The organism is Flagellimonas amphidinii, assembly GCF_013090115.1.
Taxonomy (GTDB): domain Bacteria; phylum Bacteroidota; class Bacteroidia; order Flavobacteriales; family Flavobacteriaceae; genus Flagellimonas; species Flagellimonas amphidinii.
The window spans coordinates 114739-140800 of sequence record NZ_JABFNN010000023.1 but is presented as its reverse complement, the minus strand read 5'-3'; the positions used below and the strand labels follow the sequence as shown (position 1 = coordinate 140800).

Here is a 26062-nt window from a genome sequence, read left to right as displayed (position 1 = left end):
CAATAATTTGAAAAGAAAGATTATCACCACGGCAGATGGCTCCAAAACGATACAATTGGAGGGGTGGAATGAGCAATATCATTCCAAACACGGTGCTGTGCAAGAAGCTTATCATGTCTTTATTGAACATGGCTTAAAGCAGTTTACAAATACACATGTCAACTTGTTGGAAATAGGTTTTGGTACAGGACTTAATGCACTTATAACAGTAAAAGAATCGGAAAAATTGGGATTGACGGTCAACTATGTTGGGGTAGAGGCTTATCCTGTTTCCATATCGGAAATGCATGAATTGGATTATTGTTCGCAATTGGGATTGAAGGATTGCAAAAGTATTGAGGAATTGATGCATATTTCACCTTGGGAGAAAGAAATCCCTATTTCTGAAAACTTTACATTGATTAAACAAAAGAAAGATTTCAAGGAAATTTGTGATGAGAATTTGTTCAACCTTATTTATTTTGATGCTTTTGGGGCTCGAGTGCAACCTGAATTATGGACGGAGGAAATTTTTTCAAAAATGTATCTGGCGCTCAAGAGCGAAGGCGTTTTGGTGACATATTCTGCGAAAGGCAGTGTTCGTAGGGCGCTACAGTCGGTAGGGTTTACTGTGGAAAGACTGCCAGGGCCTCCGGGGAAGCGAGAAATGCTTAGAGCCACCAAAATGGAATGATTTACAAAGGAACTGTTAACTTGGCACATTACATTAACATAAAAAAGATTAAACTTTAAACATTTGTGTTAAACCTAAATTAACGTCTCAAAAACAGGGACTTAAACCGCTAAATTTGGATAAAAATGATTGTATGAAGGTGTTGATAACAGGAGCTACTGGTTTAGTGGGCAAGGCTATTACCAAAATTCTGCATGAGAGGGGAATTTCTGTCAACTATTTGACCACCAACAAGGAAAAGATTGTTTCCGGCGAAGATTTTCAAGGTTTTTACTGGAATCCAGCCGAAAATGAAATTGATTTGGAGTGTTTTGCCAACGTGGGGGCTGTAATAAACTTGGCCGGTTCTCCAATTGCCAAACGTTGGACAGATGACTATAAGCAAAATGTGTTGAATAGTCGAATCAATAGTTTAACAACCCTTTACAATGGGCTTCGAAAGATTGATTCTTCTCAAGTATCTTCATTTATATCCGCTTCCGCTATTGGGATTTACCCAAATTCACAAACCCATTATTATGAGGAAAGTGAAAAATCTGTAGACGATAGTTTTATTGGGGAAGTGGTCAAAAAATGGGAAAATAGCATAGATACTTTTAAAGATTTTAACCTTCTAGTTGCAAAAGTAAGGATAGGAATTGTATTATCTGCTGAAGGAGGTGCACTGCCCAAAATAGCCAAACCCGTAAAAAACTTTGTTGGAGCGCCTTTGGGTTCAGGAAAGCAATGGCAATCTTGGATACATATTGAAGATTTGGCCCAATTATTTGTCTATATTCTTATGAATAGGCTCAAAGGAACATTCAACGGGGTTTCTCCTAACCCAGTCACCAATGCAAAACTTACCAGGCAATTGGGCAAGGTTCTCAATCGACCTATTTTATTGCCGAATGTGCCCAAGTTCATTTTAAGCGCAATACTGGGTGAAATGTCATATTTGCTATTTGCCAGTCAAAGGGTGAGCAGTAAAAAAATTGAAAAGAAAGGATTTAATTTCCTTTACCCCAATATAGGTTTGGCGTTGGAAAACCTCTATTCCAAAAGGGAGAATGGTGAATTCTCAAAAGCACCCCTAAAGAACGAATTGGTTTAATTTCTTTCCTTTTTAGAAAAATAATATCTGCTGAAAGCGGATTTTTTATGTTTTACTGTGACATTTTGACATTTTTAGACAAATGGCAGTACTTTTGCCACTTCAAAAAAGAAATTAAATAAACGTTTATGAGCAAGAAAAGTAAGGTTGAGGAAATGGAAGAGGAGCTAAAAGATGTTTCTGCTAATGAAAATCCTGAAATGAGCGATGAAACGGAAGGTAATGGAACCGATGCTTTAGGAGAAAAAGTTTCTGAAGAAGACCAATTGCGTGAGGATTTGGCCAAGGAAAAGGACAAGTTTTTACGTCTTTTTGCGGAGTTTGAAAATTTCAAGAAAAGAACTTCTAAAGAACGAATGGAACTCTTCAAGACTGCAGGTCAAGAAGTAATGGTTGCTTTGTTGCCTGTATTGGATGATTTTGATAGAGCCCTGAAAGAGCTTTCCAAATCAGAAGATAAAGAAATGTTCAAGGGAGTAGAGCTCATCAATAATAAGTTCAAGGAAACTTTGAAGAACAAAGGACTGGAACAGATAGAGGTAGGGGAAGGAGACGTATTTGATGCAGAAGTGCATGACGCCATTACCCAAATTCCTGCTCCAGACAAAAAAATGAAAGGAAAAATCATAGATGTGGTCGAGAAGGGATTCAAACTTGGAGATCGCATTATACGACACCCTAAGGTGGTCGTAGGCAACTAAGTCTATATGAAGGAGGATTATTACGAAATATTGGGCGTTTCCAAGGGGGCATCCGCTGCAGAAATCAAAAAGGCCTATAGAAAAAAGGCCATTGAATACCACCCGGATAAAAATCCAGGTGATGCCAAAGCAGAGGAAATGTTTAAAAAGGCTGCTGAAGCCTATGAAATATTGAGCGACCCAGATAAACGTGCCAAATACGATCAATTTGGTCATGCAGCCTTTGAAGGCGGTGCCGGATTTGGCGGTGGAGGTATGAACATGGATGATATCTTCAGCCAGTTTGGAGATATCTTTGGAAGTGCTTTCGGTGGCGGATTTAGCGGTTTTGGTGGATTTGGCGGTGGTGGTCAGCGACGTGTCAAAGGAAGTAATCTCCGTATTAGAGTAAAACTTACCTTGGAGGAGATTGCCAATGGGGTTGAAAAGAAGGTAAAGGTCAGAAGAAAGATTCAGGCTGATGGTGTTACGTATAAAACCTGTCCAACTTGTAACGGTACAGGTCAAATCACCAAAATTACCAACACTATTTTAGGTAGAATGCAAACGGCTACTACCTGTACCACTTGTGGAGGCTCAGGTCAAACAATAGATAAAAAACCTTCTGGGGCGGATGCTCAAGGGTTTATAGTACAAGAAGAAACAGTTTCTATAAAGATTCCGCCAGGAGTGGAGGATGGAATGCAATTGAAAGTTTCTGGAAAAGGAAATGCAGCACCTGGCAACGGAATAGCAGGTGATTTGTTGGTGGCTATAGAGACTGTTGAACATGAAACCCTGAAAAGAGAAGGTGACAATCTGCATTATGACCTTTATATAAGTATTTCAGAAGCGGTTTTGGGTAGTTCCAAAGAAATAGATGCAGTTGGAGGTAAGGTTCGTATTAAATTGGAGCCTGGAATTCAATCTGGGAAAATCTTGAGATTGAGAGGTAAAGGAATCTCAAGTTTAAATGGCTATGGTAGCGGTGATTTACTGGTTCACGTGAACGTATGGACCCCAAAAACCTTGAGCAGGGAGCAGAAAGAATTTTTTGAACGCATGCAGACAGATGAAAATTTTATTCCAAAGCCCGAAAAATCAGATAAGTCCTTTTTTGAAAAGGTAAAGGATATGTTTTCCTAAGCATAAAAAGACTTTCTGTTTAAATAAAAAACGTATATTTGGAACTGATGTTGGGTAACCAATATCTAATTTTCTTTTTCATAGCAATTTTTTTCCCATCCTTGAATTTTTTAAGGGTGGGTTTTGTTTTTATGGATATATGAGCGTTATAGGGCAAATACATATCTTTGAAAAAATAGATTAAATGGATCATATCCTTGTTGCCAATAATGTTTCCAAAGCTTATGGAGACTATACTGCGCTGAGCAACATTTCATTGGAAATACCCAACAATTGCATATATGGCCTCCTTGGTCCCAACGGAGCAGGAAAGACCTCCTTTATTCGGATTATCAACCAAATTACCTATCAAGATGAAGGAGAGGTTTTGTTCAACGGAGAACCCCTTGCGCCTCATCATATAGCACAAATAGGTTATTTGCCAGAGGAGCGTGGACTTTATAAGAGTATGAAGGTAGGTGAACAGGCACTTTATCTGGCTCAGCTCAAAGGACTTTCAAAGGCAGAGGCCAAGAAAAGACTCAAATATTGGTTTGATCGTTTGGAAATAGGAGATTGGTGGAACAAAAAAATCCAAGAGCTTTCTAAAGGAATGGCTCAAAAGATACAGTTTATAGTCACGGTGTTGCATGAACCCAAATTGCTGATTTTTGACGAGCCTTTTAGTGGTTTCGACCCCATAAATGCAAACATCATCAAAGATGAAATCCTGCAACTCAAGGAAAAGGGAACGTCCATTATATTCTCTACACATCGGATGGAGTCTGTGGAAGAATTGTGTGAGTATATAGCCCTAATCCATAAATCAGAGAAAATTTTGGATGGTAAACTATCCGATATCAAGAAAGCTTACAAGAACAATATTTATAATGTTGGTCTGCAATTGGAGGAAGATACAGAAGCTTTTTTAGCTGAACTGAAAGATAAGTTCAGTATCCTTTCTTCCAATTACGAAAAAGGAGAAAAACAGCTGGATTTGACATTGCAGTTACCTTCAAGCCAGACTTCAGAAGTGTTGGCAATTTTGTCTGGAAAAGCTAACATCAATAGGTTTGAAGAGACCATACCTTCTGCCAATGACATATTTATCCAAACCGTAAATAAAAAAGACAATCATGGGTAAATTGCCATTGATCATACGAAGAGAATATTTGGCAAAAGTGAGGAACAAGTCATTCATTATAATGACGATATTGAGCCCATTGCTCATTGTGGGCATGATTGTACTCATAGCTTACCTGACCAAAATAAACGATAATGAAAAAAGGGTAGTTTCTATTCTTAATGAGAGTAGTTTTTTTCATGGTGATTTTGTTACTTCTGAGAACATTTCCTATGTAAATTTTGATGACCTTACCTTGCAAGAAGCCAAGGATTCTACAAGCTCTTTAGGGTATTATGGGTTATTGCATCTTCCCAAAGGAACTGATGAAGAAGCGGTGGCCCGCAACTCTTTTTTATATGCCAAGGACAATCCCAATACTACGACCACTCAACTTTTAGAGGACATTTTTCAGAAACAATTGCGCCAAAACCGATTGGAAAGGTTAGGAGTATCACCAAAACAGTTTTCAGCTATAGAAAAACCTTTTGAGATAAATTTGGCCACTTTTGATGGTGAAAAGAGTATAAAGGGAATCAATGAGATCAAAGCATTTATAGGTGGCGGATTTGGTTATGCCATTATGATGTTCATTATCATTTACGGCGGATTTGTAATGCGCAGTGTCATTGAGGAAAAAACAAGTCGAATAATAGAAGTGATCATTTCTTCGGTTAAGCCTTTTCAATTGATGCTGGGCAAAATAATCGGGACGTCTCTGGCAGGGATTACCCAGTTTACAATTTGGATTATCTCGGCATCATTGCTGTTGTTCCTAGTGGTATTGTTTTTGGATATTGATTTAGCTGCTTTGGCAGGAGAAACGTCAATGGCGCCGGGTGGAATCAATACAGTTTCTCAACTTACACCGCCCATGAATGATGAAATGATGCTCTACGCCAGAGAACTGCTGAATATACCCTGGGCACTCTTGATAGGATCTTTTTTAATTTATTTTATACTAGGGTATTTAATTTACAGTTCTATTTATGCGGCCATTGGTGCTGCAGTGGATAACGAAACCGATACGCAGCAGTTTATTTTTCCTATAATTCTGCCATTGATGTTGGCCATTTACGTGGGGTTCTTTTCCGTTTTCAGTAACCCTCATGGTCCCATTGCAGTAGGATTTTCGTTGTTTCCACTGACATCACCCATAGTTATGTTGATGCGTTTGCCAGGCGGTATTGGGGAAGGAGGCGTACCTTTATGGCAGTTGTTGTTGTCCATTGCATTATTGATAGGTACTTTTTTGGCCATTGTAACTCTGGCAGCAAAAATTTATAGAGTTGGGATTTTGATGTATGGAAAAAGACCCACGTACAAGGAATTGTTCAAATGGTTAAAATATTAAGGCCAGATGCAGGAACAAGGCACTGAAATAAAAGAAATTATTCAAGAAGATATTTGGGGTTCCATAAAAGAGTTTTTAAACTATGGAATCCATTTGGGCGAAGGAGAAAAATCCATACATCTTACGGTTGGGTTATTACTTTTAGTAACTATTGCCTTTATAGTGACAAAATTCGTCATGAAATGGCTCCGTCGTTTGTTGACCCGCAAAATGGAGCACGAGGACAAACAAAAATTCACCAGTATTTTTAAGTTCATCAACTATGTTATTTATCTGATAGTTGTATTGGTGACCTTAAGTGCGGCAGGGATTGATATTACCCTTATAATCACTGCTTCAGCTGCTCTTTTTGTTGGCTTGGGACTTGCGTTGCAAGAACTTTTCAAGGACATTCTTGGGGGTATTTTCATCATCATAGACAAATCATTACAAGTAGGTGACATTGTTGATGTAGATGGGAAAGTGGGCAAGGTTTTTGAAATTAAACTAAGAACTACCCGTGCTATTACCCGAGATGACAAGGTGGTTATTATCCCAAATCATAAGTTCATTAGTGATACTATGTTCAATTATACCCAAAACCACAAAACCACTCGCGAAAAAGTAAGTGTGGGAGTGGCTTATGGGAGTGATGTTGATTTGGTGACAAGTATTTTGGAAGAAGTGGCCGCACAACAGAAGAAAGTACTTAAAAATCCAAAACCATTTGTGCTTTTTGATGACTTTGGGGATTCAGCGCTTTTGTTCTCACTCCATTTTTTTACCAATGATAGTTTTACGGATCCAAGGATAAAAAGTGATATCCGCTATCAAATCAATAAAAAGTTCAAAGAGAACAATGTGACCATTCCGTTCCCCCAAAGGGACGTGCATATATTTCAGCAGCAAAAACCTCAGGAACAATAAGAACTGTAGCATACCATACTATTGTTTGGGGAGTAATGGCATCTTTGGCACTTTTGTGTTGTCATCAAGTTGTTGCACAAAGTACCGATATTTTTAGGTTCGAATACCTCAATATTCCAGAAAATGATACTGGTATCAAAACACAGCGGTATAAAATGTTGTTCAACCTACCCATCAAACTGAATGCAAAGAAAGATTATCTGATAACTGGAGCTGAGTACAATAGGTTTGATATTGGATATTCCCAAGAGTTTCCTTTTGATAAGAGCGAATTGATTCGTTTTCATGTGGCAGATTTGAATTTGGGGTTCATTACCAAATGGAATGAAAATTGGAATTTTTTGGCCATATTAACACCAAGGGTGGCCTCTAACTTTGTTAGCGGAACCATTACTGATGACTTTTTTTTAAATGCCACAGCCACATTTTGGAAAGAAAAGCCCAATGTGGAAAAGCCATTCCGAATAGTTTTGGGGCTTTCCTATAACAGTACCACGGGATTGCCCATACCCTTACCCGTAATTAGCTATTATAGAAAGTTTCATCCCAATTGGTCGTATACCTTGGGAATCCCGCGTTCCAACTTTAAATATCATATGGGTAAGAAACATTCGTTGGAAATGGCATTGTTATTGGATGGATACTTTATAAATGTTCAAAACAATATTGTTTTGCCAGATGACCAACTAGGTTCAAAGATATCGCTCTCCGCATTGGTGGGGGCAGTGGGATATCAATACAAGATTTCCAAGCGTATGTCGGTTTTTGCCCTTGCAGGAAGATCTTTTGAACAGGAAGGAAAGCTTCGAAATGATAATAAGGAGGATGTTTTTTTATTGAATGACGAGTCAAATCTTTATATTAGAACTGGCTTCAAAATAGGAATCTTTTAAAAAGAAAATATGTCAAAAATATTGGTAATAGAGGACGAATCTGCCATTAGAAGGGTTTTGTTGAAAATCTTGAGTGAAGAAAATGAAGGGTATCAGGTGCAAGAGGCTGAAGATGGGCTAAAGGGAATTGAAGCTATTAAAAAAGAGGATTTTGATTTGGTTCTGTGCGATATCAAAATGCCAAAAATGGACGGTGTTGAAGTGCTGGAAGCTACCAAAAAGATAAAACCAGAGATACCTTTTATCATGATCTCAGGTCATGGGGATTTGGACACAGCGGTAAATACCATGCGCCTAGGAGCGTTTGACTATATTTCCAAACCACCAGATTTAAACCGTTTACTTACTACGGTCAGAAATGCTTTGGATAGAAAAGAGTTGGTGGTTGAGAATAAAATCTTGAAAAAGAAAGTTTCCAAAAACTACGAGATGATTGGGGACAGTAACGAGATTGAAGCCATAAAAGAAATGATTGAAAAAGTAGCCCCTACAGATGCCAGAGTTCTTATTACTGGACCTAATGGAACCGGTAAGGAACTTGTGGCCCATTGGTTGCATCAAAAAAGCCCAAGATCCTCTGCTCCTTTTATCGAGGTCAATTGTGCCGCCATACCATCAGAATTGATAGAGAGTGAACTTTTTGGACACGTTAAAGGTGCATTTACATCGGCAGTGAAAGATAGAGCCGGAAAATTTGAAGCGGCCAATAAAGGCACTATTTTTTTGGATGAGATTGGAGATATGAGTTTGTCTGCACAGGCCAAGGTGCTTCGCGCACTACAGGAAAACAAGATTTCTAGAGTGGGAACTGATAAGGACATTAAAGTGGATGTTAGGGTATTGGCGGCTACCAATAAGAATCTTAAGAAAGAAATTGAAGAAGGTAAATTCCGGGAAGATTTATATCATAGATTAGCTGTTATCCTTATTAAGGTTCCGGCTTTAAATGATAGGCGGGATGATATTCCGAAGCTAATAAACCATTTTTCAAAAAAAATAGCTTCAGAACAAGGTACGGCAACAAAGGAATTTTCTACTAAAGCGATTAAATTGTTGCAAGGTTACGATTGGACAGGTAATGTCCGTGAGTTGCGCAATGTAGTTGAACGCTTGATTATTCTTGGCGGTCAAGAAGTTTCTGAGGAAGATGTAAAGTTATTTGCCAGCAAATAGTTTAGTTATGGGCACAATCCCCTAATCTTTCCAGTGCATCTTTGCATATCACCCTAACACGTTGGTGATACTCTTTTTTGTGATCTGAAAGTTCAGTATCCATAAGTGTTAAAGTGGCCTCATTATACATTTTTGTAATGAATACCCTTGCTTCTTCGCATGCTACATCAGTAACCACTTTATCCAAAGAAGATTGAAAGCCTAATAGGCAATTATGGACTTTTTGATGCAGGTGACCATCGTGTGGCAACATAATTCTACTCTCGTTTTCAATAGCTTCTTTGGTGTTCATCACCAAAATATTGTTATTGTAGCTATTGGAAAATTCTTGTTCAAATACCCTAAGTACTTTAAGTGCTACAATGGTGTGTTCCATGGCATTATGTAAAAAGGTCTTTGAGGAATGGAAAGAGGAGGCACGAGTGGCCATTTTTAGTTCGTTGAGTGTGGTTTCAAGATTTGCTATGGCTCCATCACAGCCACAATCCAGAAAGTTTGCTTTTGTTTTTTCAATGCCATTTAGTGCTTTGTAGGCAAAATATTTTGATTGTTCAAAATCGTCTGCCATAATCGCAGCATCAATTTGTTCTCCAATATATTCGATGTTGGAAGCAGCATATTCGCATGCATTCCTATTGGTAAAGGAAGACATTAACCATAGGCTAACAATGCCTAAGATAAAGACTATAAGTAGGATAATCTTTCTTGTTTTCATGACGCTTGATTTGGGACTAAAGCGTAATTAGCTGAGTTCTAAGTTATTTTAAGAAATGTCCTACAAAGGAAAAAAATCGATGAAAATACGTTCAATTCCTATGAATGGTAAAAATATCGACGAACAACACTTTTGCATGAAGGTTGAAGGAATGGTCAAAAAAAGCTATATTCAATCCCATGGAAAACATAGATATTCAATCATATAGGGCTAATGAGGGTGAAAAGCTTTCAGAAAGAAATACTTATGAAGATTTTGGGGCGTCAGAGAAGGAGTTGGAAAAGGCCCTTAAAAAGATCCGCAAAGATTTGGGAAATTTTCAAGATACCTTATATGCCCATGGTAAATATGGAGTTCTGGTCTGCTTGCAGGGAATGGATACTTCGGGCAAGGATAGTTTAATTCGCGAAGTGTTCAAAGATTTTAATGTTCGTGGTGTAGTAGTGCATAGTTTTAAGGTGCCAACCCCTTTGGAACTCAAACACGATTATTTGTGGAGGCATTATATAGCTCTTCCAGAGAGGGGGAAGTTTTCCGTATTCAATAGAACACATTATGAAAATGTACTGGTCACTCGGGTGCACCCAGAGTATATTCTGGGGGAGAATATTCCCGGAATCGATGCTGTTTCAGATATCGATGACACATTCTGGGAAAAGCGCTTTGAGCAAATCAACAATTTTGAAAAGCATATTGCGGAAAATGGGACTTTGGTGTACAAATTCTATTTGCACCTTTCCAATGAAGAGCAGCGCCAAAGACTTTTACGAAGAATACGTCTAAAAAGAAAAAATTGGAAGTTCTCCCCTGGAGATTTAAAAGAGCGAAAGTTATGGACCCAATATGAAGCCTATTATGAAGAAATCTTGGATAAAACTTCTAAAGACCATGCACCTTGGTATGTAATTCCTGCAGATAATAAAAAGGCAGCAAGGCTCATTGTGGCTTCAATTTTGTACGAAGCGTTAAAAAAGTACAAAGATATCAAGGAACCAGAGCTGGATGAAGAAATAAAAGCTAATTTAGAAACCTTCAAACAAGAACTTGAAAAAACAACCGAATGAGAACAGTCCTACTTTTAGCTTGTTTATTGGCATGTACACCATTTTTTTCCCAATCAGAGGATGAACAACAAATAAAGGCTATATATGACACCGCATTGACTGATGGCCAAGCCTATGACTGGTTAAACTACCTTTCCAATCAAATAGGGGGGCGTCTTTCGGGTTCGGTACAAGCGCAACAAGCTGTGGATTACACCAAAGGTCAATTGGACTCCTTGGGACTGGACAGGGTGTGGTTACAGCCTGTTATGGTGCCAAAATGGGTCAGGGGCACTCCTGAGTTTGCCTACATAGAAACCAAGCCGGGCTTGACCACCAATGTGCCTATTTGTGCATTGGGAGGGTCAGTAGCTACTCCTGATGGTGGTCTAAAGGCCAATGTAATTGAAGTACAAGGTATTGAGGACTTGGAAAAATTGGGAAGGGAAAAGATTGAAGGCAAAATAGTGTTCTATAACCGTCCGATGGACCCTACCCAAATAAGTACATTTGCCGCATATTCTGGTTGTGTGGACCAGAGGTATTCTGGTGCAGCCGAAGCTGGTAAATATGGTGCTCTTGGTGTAATTGTTCGTTCCATGAACTTACGATTGGACGATTATCCTCATACCGGTTCCATGGGCTATGGTGATACCGCTGTAGAAAATAGAATTCCTGCTGCTGCTATCAGTACTAAAGGTGCAGAGTTGTTGAGCACAACGCTAAAACTTAATCCTAGTATCAAATTCTACTTTAAACAAAGTTGCAAGCAATACCCAGATGTGGAATCCTATAATGTAATTGGTGAAATACGAGGGACTACCTATCCCAACGAAGTAATGGTTGTAGGAGGACATTTAGATTCTTGGGATTTGGGAGATGGTTCCCATGATGATGGTGCAGGATGTGTTCAAAGTATGGACGTATTGCGTTTGCTAAAAGAAACTGGTTACAAACCCAAAAGAACCCTTCGTGTTGTACTCTTTATGAATGAGGAAAATGGTCTGCGTGGAGGAAACAAATATGCTGAAGTGGCCCGAAGCAAAAACGAAAAACATGTATTCGCCTTGGAAAGTGATTCTGGAGGATTTACTCCGAGAGGCTTTTCCTTTGATTGTTCTGATGAAAATTTGAAACAAGTGCAAAGCTGGGCATCTTTATTTGAACCCTATTTGATTCATATGTTCGTGGAAGGATATAGTGGGGCAGATATTGGTCCTCTAAAAGATGAAGGGTTGGTGCTTGCCGGACTTCGTCCAGATTCACAGCGTTATTTTGATCACCACCATGCGGAAAATGATACGTTTGAGCATGTAAATAAGAGAGAGCTGGAACTGGGAGCAGCTACGATGGCAAGTTTGGTTTATTTGATAGACAAATATGGAACTATTCCATCAACGAAAATTAAAGGGTAGGTAAAGCCTAAATTATACTTTTCTTGGATAAGTTTAAGACTTTATAAGGTCAGTTTTGATGCTTATATACCTAAAGTTGGCAAGTGTTTCACTTGGTGATATGTCAAAGCAGCCTTAATGCACAATTTTAGTTTTTCTTGGTCTATTTTGTCGTCCAATTGAAAAACAATGGCTCTTTTTCCCTCAAAAGTAAAGGTGTTTTTGAACATCGCCCTGAAAGTTTCAACCAATCTACTACTGCATTGAAAGTACAACGCATATTGATTTGGGGATTTTGACTTCCAATCCATCCGAAGTGTACTGCCTGTTTTGGTCAAATAACTTGGCTCCCCCCATTTTAAGGTTTCTTCCAGCTTGGTTATATCTTCTATTTCTTTTGCAGTAGCTATGATCAGTTTGCGCAGAGCTATCATTTTTGGGCGTATGTGATCAGGATAGTTATCGAAAATTGACTTAACCTCAGGAGTAGTGGTGACCAGCATATTTTCTATGGGTTTTATCAGTTTAAGTGTTACTTTCTTTCAAACGCCATGGAGGATTCAATCTATTTTCCCCTGCAAAATATAAGATAAGTTGATTGCCATCTGGATCTTTCAATCTAGCTTCTCGCCACAACCATCGCTGATCTAGGGGGATATGTTCAAAAACGATCCCTTTTTTAATCAGTTCATTTACTACATCATCTAAATTTTCACATTCAAAATACACATAAATACCTTCTCCTTGGGGCAAACTTTTGGTTTGATGCAGCGAAAAAGTGGATTGTCCGTCGGGGCACTCAAATCGAGCATAATGCGGTAGCGCTTCAACAATTAATTGCAGTCCCAGTTTTTGATAGAATGGAATGGATTTAGATAAATCCAAAGAAGGAACAGTTATTTGGTTGAGGTTCATGTAATTTACTTTTTTCGGCCTACAAATCGTACAACTGAGCCCTTTCCGTTGTGATATAGTCCTTCTTGTAATTCAACTTCGGTTTCCACCAGCTCCAATATATCATAATTGGGAAAATCAGCCTTTAATTCTTCAACAGAGAACAATGAATCTACATCTTTAGGACCTCCTATTTTTTCATTTTTCTGACGATATTCTAAATGATTTTTTCCAAATGCCTCAAAAATGACAGTGCCTCCAATGCGCAAGTATTGGTGCAACAAAGTATGGTATTGTGATTTTATTTCTGGAGGAAAATGTGCGTAGATCAATGCAATGGCATCAAACTGCTCATTTTTGTAGCCCAATTCTGGAAGTTGCCCAATTTGATAATCAATCTGTACAGCATTGTTTTTGGCCAGCTGCAAAGCTTTGTTTTTGCCTTCAACACTAATGTCAAAAGCGGAAACTGTCCAACCTTGTGTTGCTGCATAAATGGCATTTCTTCCCTCACCTTCGGCCCCAAAAAGAATGTTGCCGGTTTTCAGTTGATCCAATTGTATTTTTAGATATTCATTGGGTTCTACGCCATAGGCATATGCAGACTCACTATACCTATCGTTCCATTGATTTAACCAATTATCTGACATAAAATGGTATTAACTTGAAGTTAGTATTTGCTAGGTTAATCATAATATCTGATAATTTGTCCCCTATCCTTGCCTTCAACACTTCTAACGTATGCATTAATCGCCTTTTTCATGGGAATGGGATTGTGGCCGGGAAAATAGTCCTTGTATTTTTCGTAGGCATCTTCAACCAATCCCAGAGAAACGGCATTTACCCTTATTTCATTTTCAATTTCAAGGTTGACTGCTCTCACAAAGCTGTGGATAGCTCCGTTGACCATGGCAGCGCTAGCAGTTTTTTGAACTGGATCATCCGCTAAAATCCCTGTAGATAAAGTTATGGAACCACCTTTATTGAGATATTCTTTTCCGATTCTGACCAAGTTTACCTGCCCCATCAGCTTGCTTTTTAAACCGATATAATAGTCATCCTCAGATAGTTTGTTGAAATCGTCCCATTTTGCCTCGCCCGCAATGGAGACAATGGCATCCAATTTGCCTATTTGGGCTAGAGCATTTTTGATGGATTCACTCTGTGCAATATCAATGGTCACATCAGCATTAGATCTTCCACCAATCAAAACTTCATGTTTTATTTTTAAATGGTCGGATACTTTCTGACCTATCGTTCCTTTACCTCCAATAACCAATATTTTCATAACGTTCTATCTTTTGAGTTGTCTTGAATAGTAAAATCTTTTTATAAAGGTAAGAGGAATAACTGATGGTAGATTGCTTTTAAGAAAGAGTTGACAATGCGTTTGATCTCACTTCATGAATTTGGAAGAAAGCCATCAAATTTAGAAATAATCCCATCAACATAAACACATTAAAAACCCATACCTTTGCCATCTTGGAAAATCCAAGGATATTGACATTGAATAATCTTTACAACTAAAAATGCAAGACGGAATATACGCGAAGTTCAATACCTCAAAAGGGGAAATATTGATCAAACTAACACATGACAAGACTCCTGGAACGGTAGGTAATTTTGTTGCTTTGGCTGAGGGGGACATGGAAAATTCAGTAAAACCACAAGGGACTCCATATTATGATGGATTGAAGTTTCACAGGGTGATCGCTGATTTTATGATTCAAGGAGGATGTCCGCAAGGGACTGGAACTGGAGACCCGGGCTATAAATTTGATGATGAGTTTCATCCAGAGTTGACCCATGAAGGCCCTGGGGTACTTTCTATGGCGAACGCAGGTCCAGGAACCAATGGCAGCCAGTTCTTTATTACCCACGTACCTACACCTTGGTTGGATAACAAACACACTGTTTTTGGACATGTAGAACATGGACAAGAGGTGGTGGATGCAATTGCGCAAGGCGATACCATTGAAAGCTTGGAAATAGTTAGAGTAGGTGATGAAGCTTCCAATTGGAATGCCATTGAAGCTTTTAGGACTTTTGAAGGAGCTAGAGAAAAACGTATAGCTGAAGCCAAGGCTAGGGCAGAAGCGGAAATGGAAGAATTGGCGGCAGGTTTCAATAAAACGGAAAGCGGCCTTAGATATACAATTATTCAGGAAGGAAACGGTGCAAAAGCTGAAAAAGGAAAAACGGTTTCTGTGCATTACGAAGGTTGTCTTTCCAACGGACAAGTATTTGATTCATCCTATAAAAGAAATCAACCTATAGATTTTACTTTGGGTATTGGCCAAGTAATCCCCGGTTGGGATGAAGGCATTTCTTTATTGAAAGTTGGTGATAAGGCCCGATTTGTAATTCCTTCCCATATGGCCTACGGAAGCGCTGGTGCAGGCGGGGTAATTCCTCCAGACGCCACTTTGATTTTTGACGTGGAACTTATGGATGTGAAATAAGCGTAATTTCACATAAAAAATAAAAAAGCTCCAGAAAATTTTCTGGAGCTTTTTTACTTAGCCCTATTAACACTTAGTAAAAGCAAACCAAGATTAACGGCTAACAGTATTAATAATATTGTAAAAAAGGTATTCATTGGGTATAGGTCTTTTGTTGATAACAATCCAACGCCCAAATACCCTACCATATTGTATGGAAAGTATGTTTACTTCATCCAAAAACGGGAGACGGATTACTTTTTTGAACCGTTAACACTCAACACCAGTAATATTAAATTGATGACCAACAATGCTGAAAGAACTGTAAAGAAGATACTCATAGATTCGTTATTTAATGGTTAAGGGGAACGGTGTGGTTGTTGCCCTTTAGATTAAAAAAAACGATAGGGTTGCGTGGAGTGTTGATAAAAAATAAAAAACCCGGAACAAGTAGTCCGGGTTAGTTTTATAAAAAAGTGTGCTGATACCTTAATCTATAACTTGTACATTAACGGCGTTCAATCCCTTTTTACCTTGTTGTAGTTCGAATTCTACAGCATCACCTTCCCTAATTTCATCGATTAAGCCTGAAATATGTACAAAGTGATCTTTGTTTGAACCTTCTTCGGTGATAAAGCCATAGCCTTTTGAATCGTTGAAGAATTTTACTGTTCCTTTACTCATAATAAAAACTAAAAAATTAAATGAGCCGCGAAGGTACGTTTAATTTATTGAGAATTAGGGGTTATTATTATTTTCTTCAGAATTAATTACGTAGTTGGGTCGGGTGTCAACCTCAAATACGGTTTAACTTCCTCCACACCTTTCGAGAATATTTCCTTGGCCTCGTCCGTTGGGATAGATGGGCTCACCACAACTTTTTCTCCATGTTCCCAGTTGGCAGGAGTGGCCACTTTGTGGTAAGCAGTAAGTTGTAATGAATCAATTACTCGTAAAAGCTCATAAAAATTACGGCCTGTTGAAGCTGGATAGGTGAGTATCAACTTCACTTTTTTATCAGGGCCCACAATAAAAACCGAACGCACGGTTAGCGTGTCATTGGCATTTGGGTGTATCATGTCATATAGGTCAGACACTTTTCTGTCCTCATCGGCAATGATAGGAAAATTAACCTCTGTGTGTTGCGTTTCATTAATGTCTTTGATCCACTCATTATGGGATTCGGCCCCATCCACGCTCAAGGCCATCATTTTTACATTTCGTTTGTCAAACTCCTGCTTGAATTTAGCAGCGGTTCCTAGCTCTGTTGTACAAACTGGTGTAAAATCTGCAGGGTGAGAAAAAAGAATTCCCCATCCGTCACCCAAATAATCATAAAAGTTAAGTGTTCCTTGGGAGGTTTCAGCAGTAAAATCCGGGGCAGCATCGCCCAATCTGATAGTTGCCATATCTATTGAATTATTTTGATTAAAAAATGATTTTCCTACAAAATTAGTAGATAAAAAAGCGCTACGATTTTGAAAGCGTTAAATGTCTATTAAAGTTTTAAATTGAACCATGATTTTGGTCATTCCGAAAAGTTTTCAGATTAAAGTTTGCTACTTTTAAAGTATGGAAAAAGATACTCTAGAACAACTGCGATACCCTATTGGGCTCTATGAAATTCCAAATCCGATAACCGAAGGCCATATCAACGAATGGATTGATGTTCTTGAGCATTTGCCAGGTAGGTTGAAAGCCATGGTAACTCCGTTGTCAGAAACGCAATTGGAAACCCCATATAGGCCTGATGGTTGGACTGTTAGACAGTTGGTGCACCATATTTCTGATAGTCATCACCATAGCTATATCCGTTTCAAATGGGCACTTACAGAGGATAATCCGCTAATTAAACCCTATTTTGAAAAGGAATGGTCCAAACTTTTTGATGCGAAATCAGCTCCCATACAAATGTCATTAGATCATTTAAAGGCCGTGCATGCCAAATTGGTGTATTTGTTGAAGGGACTTTCCAAGGATGAATTGCAACGAAAATTCACGCACCCTGAAGGTAATGAGGAAACTACCTTGGAAGAAAATATAGGACGTTATGCTTGGCACGGCAGCCATCATTTTGCGCATATCGAAAATTTAATCAAGAGGGAGGGCTGGTAGTCAAATTTGCTTGGTCAAAATCCACATGGGTTTTTCCTCTGGTTTTGCTCCAGGAAGTTTTACTTCACCTGCTCGTTTAATTTCATAGCCATTTTTTTGATAGAAATGGATGGGATTGCCTTTTTGCATGGTATCTAGCCAGACTATTTTTTTGTTTAGACCTTGGGCATAACTTTCAATAAGTTGTAGCACTTTTTTTCCGATACCTTTACCAGAATAGGCCTTTAAAAGATAAATTTTCTGTGCCAATAGAGACTCTTCGGCTGTAAATTCATCCAAAGAACGGTCTTTGACCAGTTTTACAATTCCTACAACAGTATCGTTCCACTCTACCAAATAGTTTTGGGCATTGGGGTCTTCCAATTCTTTTTGAACCACTTCCTGTGTAAAGCTTGTGGAGAGATAGGGGGTAGGATCTTCATTTTCCCAAAGATGGAGATAATGTTCAACATAAGAAATTCTACCTACCTGGATATAAATATCCATATTGGAACTGTTAACGGGTTTCAAGCTTACTTCATTTTTCATGGGCTTCACCTCCTTCTGGGCCATAGAAAAGTACCCAAGTCACAAAATCATCTGTAAAGTTCTCAAATCGATGTTCCACCCCAGCTGGGACAAATAAAAAATCCCCAGGAGCAAAAGTTGTACGTTCCCCTCCATTCAAAAATTCTCCAGTTCCTGAAACCACCACATAAACCTCGTCTCTAGTATGAGGTTGTTGCCGGTCTACTTTTTCAGGCTTGTAGATTTCAACGGATAAGGTACCGTGTTTAAACAAGTTCAAAAAAGGGGAATCTGATTGGGCCAATTTATCAAGAGCCCCTTTGGGGTTGATTTTCATACTATTCCATTTAGCTTTGAAACCATTTAATGTTACAGCCAATGCTTGGCTTTTGGTTGGAATCGATTTCTCGTTCTTCCAAAAGAGCGTCCATCGCATTTCGTAAGTCTGATCCAGTTAAAGGAATACCGTTCCCAGGTCTGGAATCATCCAGCTGTCCTCTATACATTAATTCCAGATTGGAATTGAACAGGTAAAAATCTGGTGTGCAAGCTGCATCATAAGCCTTGGCTATTGCTTGGGTCTCATCATAAAGATAGGGAAAGGAATACTCCTCTTTTTGGGCAACCTCTTTCATCAAATCCGGAGCATCTTGAGGGTAATTAACAACATCATTGCTGGAAATGGCAACAAAACCAATCCCTTTTGACTGATATTCCTTGCCCAGTTTGGAAATTTCAGGGTTTACATGGATTACAAACGGGCAGTGATTACAGATGAACATAACCACTGTTCCTTTATCACCTTTGATGGTTTCCAAAGTACAAGGTAAATCTGTTGTTGTATCAATCAGATTAAAATTTGGAGCTTTAGTACCTAAGGGTAGCATATTGCTTGGAGTACGGGCCATTTTCTTATATCATTTTTGGAATCATGAATTTAGTGCACTTTGCGCTAAAAAGTAAGCAAAAGTTAAAAATTGAAAGAATCCTGTATATTGTAGGCTAAACACTTTTGTTTTTGGAACAAATAATTGATAACGTTCACATCAATTTTGATGAAAAATCCCTTTGGACACTTAATGTGGCCCTGGCCTTGGTCATGTTTGGGGTTGCCTTGGAAATTTCACTCAACGATTTTAAACGACTTTTAAAAACCCCAAAACCTGTAATTACAGGAGTTTGTTGTCAATTTTTAATACTTCCGGCCATTACTTTTGTGCTTGTTTGGACTACTGAGCCGTTGCCAAGCATTGCATTGGGGATGTTTATGGTGGCCGCATGCCCAGGAGGAAATGTTTCCAATTTTTTCACCCATTTATCTAAAGGAAATTCTGCCTTGTCGGTTACTTTGACAGCAATTGCAACATTATTGGCCATATTCCTAACACCATTTAACTTAAATTTTTGGGGAGGCCTCTATGAACCAACCGAATCCATTTTAAAGCAAGTTTCCATTTCCCCTTTGGAAATGATCAAATTAGCGGCCTTGCTACTTGGAGTGCCATTGATTTTGGGAATGTTGTTCAACCATTATTGGCCCAGAATGGCCAAAAAGTTGGCCAAAGGTTTCAAAATGGGATCGTTACTATTTTTTGTGGGTTTAGTTTTCTTGGCGCTCTATAAAAACCGGGATATTTTTATGGAGTATGTCTTCTATGTTTTTTGGTTGGTGCTACTTCATAATTTGGTGGCGTTGCTTACGGGGTTTTCAATTGCCAAATTGTTGGGGTTCTCACAAGAAAATGTAAGATGCATCACCATTGAGACCGGAATACAGAATTCAGGATTGGGATTGTTATTGATTTTTACCTTTTTTGATGGTTTGGGTGGAATGGCATTGCTGACTGCTTTTTGGGGCGTTTGGCATTTGGTTTCTGGTCTTGTCTTAGGAATGGCGTGGGGGTACAAGCCTATTAAAAAAGAAGAATTGGTGTGAGGTATTTAGGCTACCTTTTCATCCAACTTTGGGTGCGTGTCGGGTTGTTTTGCTACTATCGAAAAATTAAAGTGGTTGGTTTGGAAAATGTTCCATCCAGGAAACCTGTGATGCTCCTTTCCAATCATCAAAATGCCCTTATGGATGTATTGTTGATTGCCACCCAATATAAAAAAAGACCATGGTTTGTTACTCGGTCAGATGTTTTTAGAGGAACTTTTCTAAAATCACTTTTTGGATTTTTGCAAATGTTGCCCATCTATCGCATGAGGGATGGTAAGACTAACCTCCATAAAAATCATGCTGTTTTTGATCAATGTGGGAAGTTGTTGAATAAAAATGAGGCTATTTTACTGTTTCCAGAAGCCAATCATAATTTGCAACGTAGGGTAAGGCCATTGAATAAAGGATTTACCCGAATCATTTTGAATGCATTGGAAAAAAATCCAAAACTGGATTTGCAATTGATTCCAATAGGTCAAAATTACATATGCCCAACACAGATGGGGGATTCTGCTGCGCTACATTTTGGGTCACCTATTGCTGTTCAAAATTTTATAGGGTCGCCAAATTTTGTGGTGGAAATCAAACAAAAAGTATCTGAAAGTTTACAACAATTGACCACCCATATCCCAGAATCGGAATATCAATCGGTGAGTGGGAAGTTTGTAGGGTTGGAAGAGCTTTTCCTTAAACCTGAACATGTCAATGCAATAATTGCTGATAGAACATATCCAGATACTTTAACGCATAAAATTAGCCCAGTCCGAAGGATTTCGAGATTCTTTTTTTATGTATGGAACCTACCTCTTGTTTTTTTATGGAGAGTTTTTCTCAAACCAAGGGTTCCTGAACTTGAATTTGAGGCAACCTTTAGATTTGGATTTACACTTTTGGCATACCCATTGTTTTATTTGGTTTCAATGGCAATCTTGTGGAATGTATATGATATAAAAACGGCATGCCTTTTTGTTGTAGGGCACGCCGTCATCAATATTTTTTTAGTGAAACAGGGAATTACATCATCTGTCCGAAAAAGATAGCATTCATCAACAATTTGTTGGTGCCATACCAAAATGCCCTGAAATTCGTATTGTCCGTAAATAGAATAACTCGGCCTTTACCCATTCTTTGTACTTTAAAAGGAACACTGTTTTTAATCAGTTTTACATTCTCTTCAGAAATATAACCACTTTGCAAAGGGTCACTAGTGTACTGGATAGGATTATCATAACTGTTCTTTTCTGGTTTTAAATAGATATTGGTGTTTCGGAACAGTGATAATTTGTCGTTTTTATAGCCAAAGTTGATGGGGTGTGAACGATCCAATTTTGCTTCAAAAATGGCACCGCCGGTAACTTGGGCGCCTTTAAAATCATTTTTTTGGTCAAAAGCAATGTTTTTGGCAACCAAAGTATCTTTTTTGGATTCAAATTTTAGCAACTTATGTTTTTTGAACCAATTGGCTACAGTTCTATATCCAATAACAGTTCCTCCATTTTGCACCCAAGTTTTTATTTTTTCGGCACCTTCTTTATCTAAAATCTGACTTCTCCATCCGCTAGGAACAATTAGGTCGGTATACCTGCTTAAATCCACACTATTGAAATAACGGGTATCGATTTTAGTGATTTTCATATCGTATCTAGTATCGAACAAATGCCAAACTTCTCCAGCATCATAAGACCGAATACCATCCCCTACCAAGATAGCGACTCTTTGTTTTTTGATAGGATCAAAATCATTACTCCCCAAATCGATACCTTGGGTAAGCCCGGTGGAAACACCTATGATTTTTGTAGCACTTTCTTGGGCAATTTTATGTAGAAAGCTGTAAAGTTCGTCTGGGTTAAGCTTTTGGTTTTGAACTGGAACCATGATTGTTCCATAATCGTATTGCTTGCCTTCCAAAGAAAAAGGTGTTTTAGCTGTTTTAGCTCTGAGTCCTTTGTTCAGAATTTTGTTCAACACCTTTGGGGTGTAATATTCATGCCATTCAAATAGGTAGGCATAATTACTCTTTTTGTCGACACCACCCGATGGTTTTTTGAAATCGGTTACTTCCGGACCGGCATTGGAGAGCGATGTTAAATTAGCATAATCTACATTAAAGGACAATGGGAAGGTCCAAGCGGAAACATCATAGAACAAACTATCAGTAAAAGTTGTTCTTTTTTCGAACATGGCATTGATGAGCTTGGGATTCTTCTGATTCATTGGAATAATGTAACCATACCCCTTTTTATAGGTTTTTCCGCTTATGGTTACATCGTCATTCAGTTCATGAAATTTTATTTTGTGTCTGTTCAAAATTTCAGCCAAATGATATGTTTTGGCAGCATCTTTACTATCGCCAAAAATGATGCCATTGATCCTATTTTTAGAAGCATTGGCCCTCATGTCAGTATAGAATTGTTGCTGATAATCCAAAATTTTAGAACGCATGTTCTTGGCAGCTTCCACTGTAGAAAGTGCTGTGGTGAATTGGTTTCTAACAGTAAATGGAAAAGTAAGGATGCCATTTTCACTTTCTTGGATATGTCCGCGGGAACTACCTTGTTCAAACAAAATACCAATACCTCCATTGACATCTGGGAAAGTTGAACCCTTTCCATAGTAATAATCGTCGTAATTCTCTTCTGAGTAATAAAGAGAGCCTATTTTGTCCAAAGCCTTGGCATGATAGGTTCCAATTTCTTTGGTAAGTTCTTGATTGATTTCAGGGGTCAAAGGGTGGACTCTGGATGGTTCTCCAGGTTGAAAGAAGAATGTAGAATTGGTTCCCATTTCATGATGATCTGTTAAGATGTTGGGCATCCATTTATGGAATGTGGCGATACGAGCTCTACTTTCTGGCAATTGAACTGGTAGCCAGTCACGGTTCATATCAAACCAGTAGTGATTGGTTCTTCCGCCCGGCCATACTTCGTGGTATTCCCTTTCATTGGGGTCGGGATTTAGATTTTGACTCTTATTTGTGTTGGCCCAATACGCAAATCGCTGTAGTCCATCTGGATTAAAACATGGATCCAATAGAATGATCATGTTGTCCAACATCGCTTCAATTTCCGGTCCTTGCGCAGCGGCCAAATAGTAGGCATAGGCCAAACCTGCATTGGAGCCACTGGCTTCATTGCCGTGAATTGAAAAGCCTTGGTAGACCACTATGGGCATTTCCGAGGTGTTTAGACCACCGGTTTCTGTCAATGCAACATGTTGTTGTCTTATATTTTCAATATTTCCATGGTTCTTCGGTGAAGTGATAGTAAGCAACAAGATAGGTCTACCTTCAAAAGTACTTCCACGATTTTCTATTGCAATTCGGTCGCTTGCATTGGCCAATTGTTGCATGTAAAACACCAACTTATCATGGGTTACATGCCATTCGCCAACCTCATGGCCAATAACTTCTGCAGGTTTTGGAATATTGGGGTTATAGGTTACATTTTTTGGGAGATAGTAATCCAATGTAACGTTTTGTGCACTTAAGCCAAGGCATGCAAGTGCCATTAAAAACAGAGTATAGCGTTTTTTCATAAAGGAGTGATTGAATTAGTCTATGCTAAAAATAAAAAACGGCCTGCACAGGGCAGGCCGTTTTTGGTTTTTTTTAAGACAACTATCTAGATGTCATCGAAATCAACATCGGTAAAATTATCTGATACGGTCCCATTGTCTTGTGGACTAACATCTTCTTTCTTAAAATCTTTTTGATGACGCTCTGAAATGACCTCAAGGCCCTTTTCATCAATGATATAATCCATCATTTCTTCCATAATTTCCCTAAAAGCAGTAAAATCTTCTTTGTACAAGTAAATTTTGTGTTTTTTATAATGGAACGAGCCATCATCGTGAGTGAATTTTTTACTTTCAGTAATGGTTAAATAATAGTCGCCTGCTTTGGTGCTTCTTACATCAAAAAAGTAAGTTCTTCTCCCAGCCCGTAAGACTTTGGAGTAAATTTCTTCTTGATCGATTATATCTTTCTCGCTCATGTGGTATAGAATGTGTAGTTAGTGCAATGTTGAATAATTCTACCAAAAATGTAAAAAAAATGCTAATCCAGCAACTTTTTTGTCATTCTTTCTCAGAGAGTTGATTGAGATAGAGCTCTTTATAGTAACCTTCAATATTGTTTAATTCTTCATGGGTGCCTTCTTGGATTATTTTACCATTTTCTAGCACTATAATTTTATCGGCATTTTTAGCCGACGAAACTCTATGACTTACTATGAGAGTGGTTTTGCTTTGGGAAACTTGCTTCAGATTGTTTAGGATTTCTTCTTCGGTTTCAGTGTCAACAGCAGATAAACAGTCATCAAAAAGATAAATTTGTGGGTCTTTGAGCAATGCGCGTGCAATAGAGACCCTTTGCTTTTGTCCCCCACTTAAGGTAATGCCCCTTTCGCCTAGAATAGTATCATATTTTTTGGCAAAACCTTCAATGTTTTTATGGACAACAGCTTTTTTGGCAACAGATACAATTTCATCAAAAGATGCATTTTCATTGCCAAAACGAATGTTGTTCTCTATAGTGTCTGAGAATAGGAAAGCATCTTGTGGAACAGCTCCAATTGAACTTCGTAAACTATTTAAGTTTAATTTTTTGACCGATTTTCCATCTACCAAAACCTCGCCAGAATCGGTGTCGTATAAACGAGCCACCAAATCCAGAATGGTGGATTTTCCAGACCCTGTTTTTCCTAAAATGGCAACTGTTTGTCCAGCTTTTATGTGGAAAGAAATATTATCTAAAGCTGTAATATCTGTATCCTCGTAGGTATAGGTCACATTTTTGAATTCAATATCACCAACAATTTGTGAAAGTTTCACAATATCATTTTTGATGGCCGGATCTTCTTTTAGAAACTCATTGATCCTTTTTTGTGAGGCTTCAGCCCTTTGTATTATTGAAGTTAGCCAGCCCACAATGGCTACTGGCCATGTCAACATGTTGACATATAGAATAAACTCGGCAATAATACCTACAGATTCAATATCACCATTGATGTATTGTTTTCCACCGATATAAATGACAAAAATGTTACTGATACCGATAAGTAAAATCATCAAGGGAAAAAACCAAGCGTTCACCTTGGCCAAATCCATACTTGTATTTTTACCCTCTAAAGCTAAATCACCAATTTCTGAATTGATTTTTGGCTCCAGACTATAAGCTTTAATTACTGCAACGCCTGAAAAAGATTCTTGGGTAAATGTGGACAGTGTGGATAAAAACTCCTGAACTTTTGTACTTCTCTTGTGTATTATCTTACTGATTTGATAAATCAATACGGATAAAATTGGCAATGGTATTAGTGTGTAGGAAGCCAATGTGGGTGCCTTGATGAACATAAGAGGAATAACGCAGGCAAACATGGTAAGGGTGTTGATGCCGTACATAATGGCAGGCCCGGCATACATGCGTACCTGATTAATATCCTCACTGATACGGTTCATTAAATCCCCGATCCTATTTTTTTTGTAGAAGCTCAGGTTCAATATTTGATAGTGATCAAAAACTTCATTTTTAAGGTCGTACTCAATATATCTGGAGACATTGATGATGGTTTGGCGCATTAAAAAGGTAAAAAGCCCAGATAAGAGAGCTGCACCAACAATTATTAATATATAGTCAAACAGCAGACCTTTAGTCTCAGAAATGGTTATTGCATTAGCGGTAAAATTCTCAATGGCCTTTATAGACTTACTCACATACGAAGGCATGATAAGTGCAAAAACCCTGGCAATGATAGTGATTAAAATCCCCATCAATAATTTAAACCAGTACTTTTTAAAATATTTGTTAAGGTGCTTAAGTTCCTTCATGAAGGGAAAGATGGTTTCTAGGCGGTCTTTCTTAGATGATTGAACAAATATATATCATTGTCCACAAACTAAATGTTATAAAACTGATAAGAAAATCACTTTGATGGAATAGGAATGAAATATAAGATTACTTTTGCGCTGTGAAAGCCAACAACGACTTTAAAGTTC

Annotated in this window: 28 protein-coding genes; 15 read left to right on the top strand and 13 right to left on the bottom strand. The window is 38.4% G+C overall.

Annotation, left to right across the window (positions count from 1 at the left end; genetic code table 11):
- The first annotated feature begins 7 nt into the window (after window positions 1–7).
- The 9 genes from mnmC2 (at window position 8) to HJC33_RS03285 (ending at window position 9020) form a co-directional block, all read left to right on the top strand.
- Entirely contained in the window at window positions 8–673 is a 666-nt protein-coding gene (gene mnmC2, locus HJC33_RS03325) for a tRNA (5-methylaminomethyl-2-thiouridine)(34)-methyltransferase MnmC2 (protein WP_171657376.1), read from the top strand.
- A gap of 133 nt (window positions 674–806) precedes the next feature.
- The gene (locus tag HJC33_RS03320; protein ID WP_171657375.1) at window positions 807–1766 is read left to right on the top strand and encodes a TIGR01777 family oxidoreductase; all 960 of its coding nucleotides are present in this window, start codon (window positions 807–809) and stop codon (window positions 1764–1766) included.
- Between the two features lie 128 nt (window positions 1767–1894).
- On the top strand, window positions 1895–2467 hold the full coding sequence (locus HJC33_RS03315; protein ID WP_171657374.1) for a nucleotide exchange factor GrpE: 573 nt from the start codon (window positions 1895–1897) through the stop codon (window positions 2465–2467).
- A 6-nt stretch (window positions 2468–2473) separates the two neighbouring features.
- Window positions 2474–3592 (top strand): molecular chaperone DnaJ, encoded by a 1119-nt coding sequence (gene dnaJ / locus HJC33_RS03310; RefSeq protein WP_171657373.1) that lies wholly within the window; start codon window positions 2474–2476, stop codon window positions 3590–3592.
- Between the two features lie 184 nt (window positions 3593–3776).
- Window positions 3777–4715, top strand: a complete 939-nt coding sequence (locus HJC33_RS03305; RefSeq protein ID WP_171657372.1) for an ABC transporter ATP-binding protein — start codon at window positions 3777–3779, stop codon at window positions 4713–4715.
- A complete protein-coding gene (locus tag HJC33_RS03300) occupies window positions 4708–6048 on the top strand; it encodes an ABC transporter permease (protein WP_171657371.1) in 1341 nt (446 codons plus the stop codon). Before HJC33_RS03305 ends, HJC33_RS03300 begins: the two co-directional genes overlap by 8 nt.
- Before the next feature lie 6 nt (window positions 6049–6054).
- Window positions 6055–6954, top strand: coding sequence for a mechanosensitive ion channel family protein (locus HJC33_RS03295; protein WP_171657370.1), 900 nt, complete (start codon window positions 6055–6057; stop codon window positions 6952–6954).
- 35 nt (window positions 6955–6989) lie between these two features.
- A complete protein-coding gene (locus HJC33_RS03290; RefSeq protein WP_171657369.1) occupies window positions 6990–7847 on the top strand; it encodes a DUF6268 family outer membrane beta-barrel protein in 858 nt (285 codons plus the stop codon).
- A gap of 9 nt (window positions 7848–7856) precedes the next feature.
- On the top strand, window positions 7857–9020 hold the full coding sequence (locus HJC33_RS03285) for a sigma-54-dependent transcriptional regulator (RefSeq protein WP_171657368.1): 1164 nt from the start codon (window positions 7857–7859) through the stop codon (window positions 9018–9020).
- A 1-nt stretch (window position 9021) separates the two neighbouring features.
- On the opposite strand, the gene HJC33_RS03280 is transcribed toward HJC33_RS03285, so the two are convergent.
- Complete coding sequence (locus HJC33_RS03280) at window positions 9022–9735, bottom strand: type 1 glutamine amidotransferase family protein (RefSeq protein WP_171657367.1); 714 nt, start codon at window positions 9733–9735, stop codon at window positions 9022–9024.
- A 179-nt stretch (window positions 9736–9914) separates the two neighbouring features.
- On the opposite strand from HJC33_RS03280, the gene HJC33_RS03275 reads away from it, so the two are divergent.
- The gene (locus tag HJC33_RS03275) at window positions 9915–10799 is read left to right on the top strand and encodes a PPK2 family polyphosphate kinase (RefSeq protein WP_171657366.1); all 885 of its coding nucleotides are present in this window, start codon (window positions 9915–9917) and stop codon (window positions 10797–10799) included.
- Window positions 10796–12193 (top strand): M20/M25/M40 family metallo-hydrolase, encoded by a 1398-nt coding sequence (locus HJC33_RS03270; RefSeq protein ID WP_171657365.1) that lies wholly within the window; start codon window positions 10796–10798, stop codon window positions 12191–12193. Before HJC33_RS03275 ends, HJC33_RS03270 begins: the two co-directional genes overlap by 4 nt.
- A 62-nt stretch (window positions 12194–12255) precedes the next feature.
- Here the strand turns inward: HJC33_RS03270 and HJC33_RS03265 are convergent, their stop codons facing one another.
- From HJC33_RS03265 to HJC33_RS03250, 4 genes are read right to left on the bottom strand one after another with little or no spacing between them, the layout of a single operon-like run.
- Window positions 12256–12675, bottom strand: a complete 420-nt coding sequence (locus tag HJC33_RS03265) for a DUF1801 domain-containing protein (protein WP_171657364.1) — start codon at window positions 12673–12675, stop codon at window positions 12256–12258.
- 22 nt (window positions 12676–12697) lie between these two features.
- Entirely contained in the window at window positions 12698–13087 is a 390-nt protein-coding gene (locus tag HJC33_RS03260; protein WP_171657363.1) for a VOC family protein, read from the bottom strand.
- A 5-nt stretch (window positions 13088–13092) separates the two neighbouring features.
- Window positions 13093–13716: a class I SAM-dependent methyltransferase gene (locus HJC33_RS03255; protein ID WP_171657362.1), complete on the bottom strand. Its 624-nt coding sequence runs from the start codon at window positions 13714–13716 to the stop codon at window positions 13093–13095.
- A gap of 35 nt (window positions 13717–13751) precedes the next feature.
- On the bottom strand, window positions 13752–14354 hold the full coding sequence (locus HJC33_RS03250) for a short chain dehydrogenase (RefSeq protein ID WP_171657361.1): 603 nt from the start codon (window positions 14352–14354) through the stop codon (window positions 13752–13754).
- Between the two features lie 241 nt (window positions 14355–14595).
- On the opposite strand from HJC33_RS03250, the gene HJC33_RS03245 reads away from it, so the two are divergent.
- Window positions 14596–15528: a peptidylprolyl isomerase gene (locus tag HJC33_RS03245; protein ID WP_171657360.1), complete on the top strand. Its 933-nt coding sequence runs from the start codon at window positions 14596–14598 to the stop codon at window positions 15526–15528.
- Between the two features lie 468 nt (window positions 15529–15996).
- On the opposite strand, the gene HJC33_RS03240 is transcribed toward HJC33_RS03245, so the two are convergent.
- Window positions 15997–16191 carry a cold-shock protein gene (locus tag HJC33_RS03240; protein ID WP_171657359.1) on the bottom strand — a complete coding sequence of 65 codons (195 nt, stop codon included), beginning with the start codon at window positions 16189–16191 and terminating at the stop codon, window positions 15997–15999.
- Window positions 16192–16277: 86 nt separating this feature from the next.
- Window positions 16278–16916, bottom strand: a complete 639-nt coding sequence (locus HJC33_RS03235; RefSeq protein ID WP_171657358.1) for a peroxiredoxin — start codon at window positions 16914–16916, stop codon at window positions 16278–16280.
- Window positions 16917–17079: 163 nt separating this feature from the next.
- Between HJC33_RS03235 and HJC33_RS03230 the strand changes: the two genes are divergently transcribed.
- Window positions 17080–17622: a YfiT family bacillithiol transferase gene (locus HJC33_RS03230; RefSeq protein ID WP_171657357.1), complete on the top strand. Its 543-nt coding sequence runs from the start codon at window positions 17080–17082 to the stop codon at window positions 17620–17622.
- On the opposite strand, the gene HJC33_RS03225 is transcribed toward HJC33_RS03230, so the two are convergent.
- From HJC33_RS03225 to HJC33_RS03215, 3 genes are read right to left on the bottom strand one after another with little or no spacing between them, the layout of a single operon-like run.
- A complete protein-coding gene (locus HJC33_RS03225; protein WP_171657356.1) occupies window positions 17623–18132 on the bottom strand; it encodes a GNAT family N-acetyltransferase in 510 nt (169 codons plus the stop codon).
- A 7-nt stretch (window positions 18133–18139) separates the two neighbouring features.
- Entirely contained in the window at window positions 18140–18466 is a 327-nt protein-coding gene (locus HJC33_RS03220; RefSeq protein WP_171657355.1) for a cupin domain-containing protein, read from the bottom strand.
- Between the two features lie 10 nt (window positions 18467–18476).
- Window positions 18477–19037: a thioredoxin family protein gene (locus tag HJC33_RS03215; protein WP_171657354.1), complete on the bottom strand. Its 561-nt coding sequence runs from the start codon at window positions 19035–19037 to the stop codon at window positions 18477–18479.
- 110 nt (window positions 19038–19147) lie between these two features.
- Here HJC33_RS03215 and HJC33_RS03210 point away from each other — a divergent pair, with 110 nt between their 5' ends.
- Together HJC33_RS03210 and HJC33_RS03205 are read left to right on the top strand one after the other, a co-directional pair.
- A complete protein-coding gene (locus HJC33_RS03210; RefSeq protein WP_171657353.1) occupies window positions 19148–20065 on the top strand; it encodes a bile acid:sodium symporter family protein in 918 nt (305 codons plus the stop codon).
- A complete protein-coding gene (locus tag HJC33_RS03205) occupies window positions 20062–21108 on the top strand; it encodes a 1-acyl-sn-glycerol-3-phosphate acyltransferase (RefSeq protein ID WP_171657352.1) in 1047 nt (348 codons plus the stop codon). The genes HJC33_RS03210 and HJC33_RS03205 overlap by 4 nt, the downstream gene beginning before the upstream one ends.
- Here the strand turns inward: HJC33_RS03205 and HJC33_RS03200 are convergent.
- The 3 genes from HJC33_RS03200 to HJC33_RS03190 form a co-directional block, all read right to left on the bottom strand.
- Window positions 21083–23602, bottom strand: a complete 2520-nt coding sequence (locus tag HJC33_RS03200) for a M14 family metallopeptidase (protein WP_171657351.1) — start codon at window positions 23600–23602, stop codon at window positions 21083–21085. The two genes, HJC33_RS03205 and HJC33_RS03200, sit on opposite strands and share 26 nt — an antisense overlap.
- Before the next feature lie 86 nt (window positions 23603–23688).
- Complete coding sequence (locus HJC33_RS03195; protein WP_171657350.1) at window positions 23689–24060, bottom strand: PUR family DNA/RNA-binding protein; 372 nt, start codon at window positions 24058–24060, stop codon at window positions 23689–23691.
- Between the two features lie 82 nt (window positions 24061–24142).
- Complete coding sequence (locus HJC33_RS03190) at window positions 24143–25894, bottom strand: ABC transporter ATP-binding protein (protein WP_171657349.1); 1752 nt, start codon at window positions 25892–25894, stop codon at window positions 24143–24145.
- Window positions 25895–26062: the final 168 nt, after the last annotated feature.

Coding starts and splice junctions, on each gene's coding strand:
- HJC33_RS03320 (WP_171657375.1), top strand. CDS start 807: ATGAAGGTGTTGATAACAGGAGCTACTGGTTTAGTGGGCAAGGCTATT.
- HJC33_RS03315 (WP_171657374.1), top strand. CDS start 1,895: ATGAGCAAGAAAAGTAAGGTTGAGGAAATGGAAGAGGAGCTAAAAGAT.
- dnaJ (WP_171657373.1), top strand. CDS start 2,474: ATGAAGGAGGATTATTACGAAATATTGGGCGTTTCCAAGGGGGCATCC.
- HJC33_RS03305 (WP_171657372.1), top strand. CDS start 3,777: ATGGATCATATCCTTGTTGCCAATAATGTTTCCAAAGCTTATGGAGAC.
- HJC33_RS03300 (WP_171657371.1), top strand. CDS start 4,708: ATGGGTAAATTGCCATTGATCATACGAAGAGAATATTTGGCAAAAGTG.
- HJC33_RS03295 (WP_171657370.1), top strand. CDS start 6,055: ATGCAGGAACAAGGCACTGAAATAAAAGAAATTATTCAAGAAGATATT.
- HJC33_RS03290 (WP_171657369.1), top strand. CDS start 6,990: ATGGCATCTTTGGCACTTTTGTGTTGTCATCAAGTTGTTGCACAAAGT.
- HJC33_RS03285 (WP_171657368.1), top strand. CDS start 7,857: ATGTCAAAAATATTGGTAATAGAGGACGAATCTGCCATTAGAAGGGTT.
- HJC33_RS03280 (WP_171657367.1), bottom strand. CDS start 9,735: ATGAAAACAAGAAAGATTATCCTACTTATAGTCTTTATCTTAGGCATT.
- HJC33_RS03275 (WP_171657366.1), top strand. CDS start 9,915: ATGGAAAACATAGATATTCAATCATATAGGGCTAATGAGGGTGAAAAG.
- HJC33_RS03270 (WP_171657365.1), top strand. CDS start 10,796: ATGAGAACAGTCCTACTTTTAGCTTGTTTATTGGCATGTACACCATTT.
- HJC33_RS03265 (WP_171657364.1), bottom strand. CDS start 12,675: ATGCTGGTCACCACTACTCCTGAGGTTAAGTCAATTTTCGATAACTAT.
- HJC33_RS03260 (WP_171657363.1), bottom strand. CDS start 13,087: ATGAACCTCAACCAAATAACTGTTCCTTCTTTGGATTTATCTAAATCC.
- HJC33_RS03255 (WP_171657362.1), bottom strand. CDS start 13,716: ATGTCAGATAATTGGTTAAATCAATGGAACGATAGGTATAGTGAGTCT.
- HJC33_RS03250 (WP_171657361.1), bottom strand. CDS start 14,354: ATGAAAATATTGGTTATTGGAGGTAAAGGAACGATAGGTCAGAAAGTA.
- HJC33_RS03245 (WP_171657360.1), top strand. CDS start 14,596: ATGCAAGACGGAATATACGCGAAGTTCAATACCTCAAAAGGGGAAATA.
- HJC33_RS03240 (WP_171657359.1), bottom strand. CDS start 16,191: ATGAGTAAAGGAACAGTAAAATTCTTCAACGATTCAAAAGGCTATGGC.
- HJC33_RS03235 (WP_171657358.1), bottom strand. CDS start 16,916: ATGGCAACTATCAGATTGGGCGATGCTGCCCCGGATTTTACTGCTGAA.
- HJC33_RS03230 (WP_171657357.1), top strand. CDS start 17,080: ATGGAAAAAGATACTCTAGAACAACTGCGATACCCTATTGGGCTCTAT.
- HJC33_RS03220 (WP_171657355.1), bottom strand. CDS start 18,466: ATGAAAATCAACCCCAAAGGGGCTCTTGATAAATTGGCCCAATCAGAT.
- HJC33_RS03215 (WP_171657354.1), bottom strand. CDS start 19,037: ATGGCCCGTACTCCAAGCAATATGCTACCCTTAGGTACTAAAGCTCCA.
- HJC33_RS03200 (WP_171657351.1), bottom strand. CDS start 23,602: ATGAAAAAACGCTATACTCTGTTTTTAATGGCACTTGCATGCCTTGGC.
- HJC33_RS03195 (WP_171657350.1), bottom strand. CDS start 24,060: ATGAGCGAGAAAGATATAATCGATCAAGAAGAAATTTACTCCAAAGTC.
- HJC33_RS03190 (WP_171657349.1), bottom strand. CDS start 25,894: ATGAAGGAACTTAAGCACCTTAACAAATATTTTAAAAAGTACTGGTTT.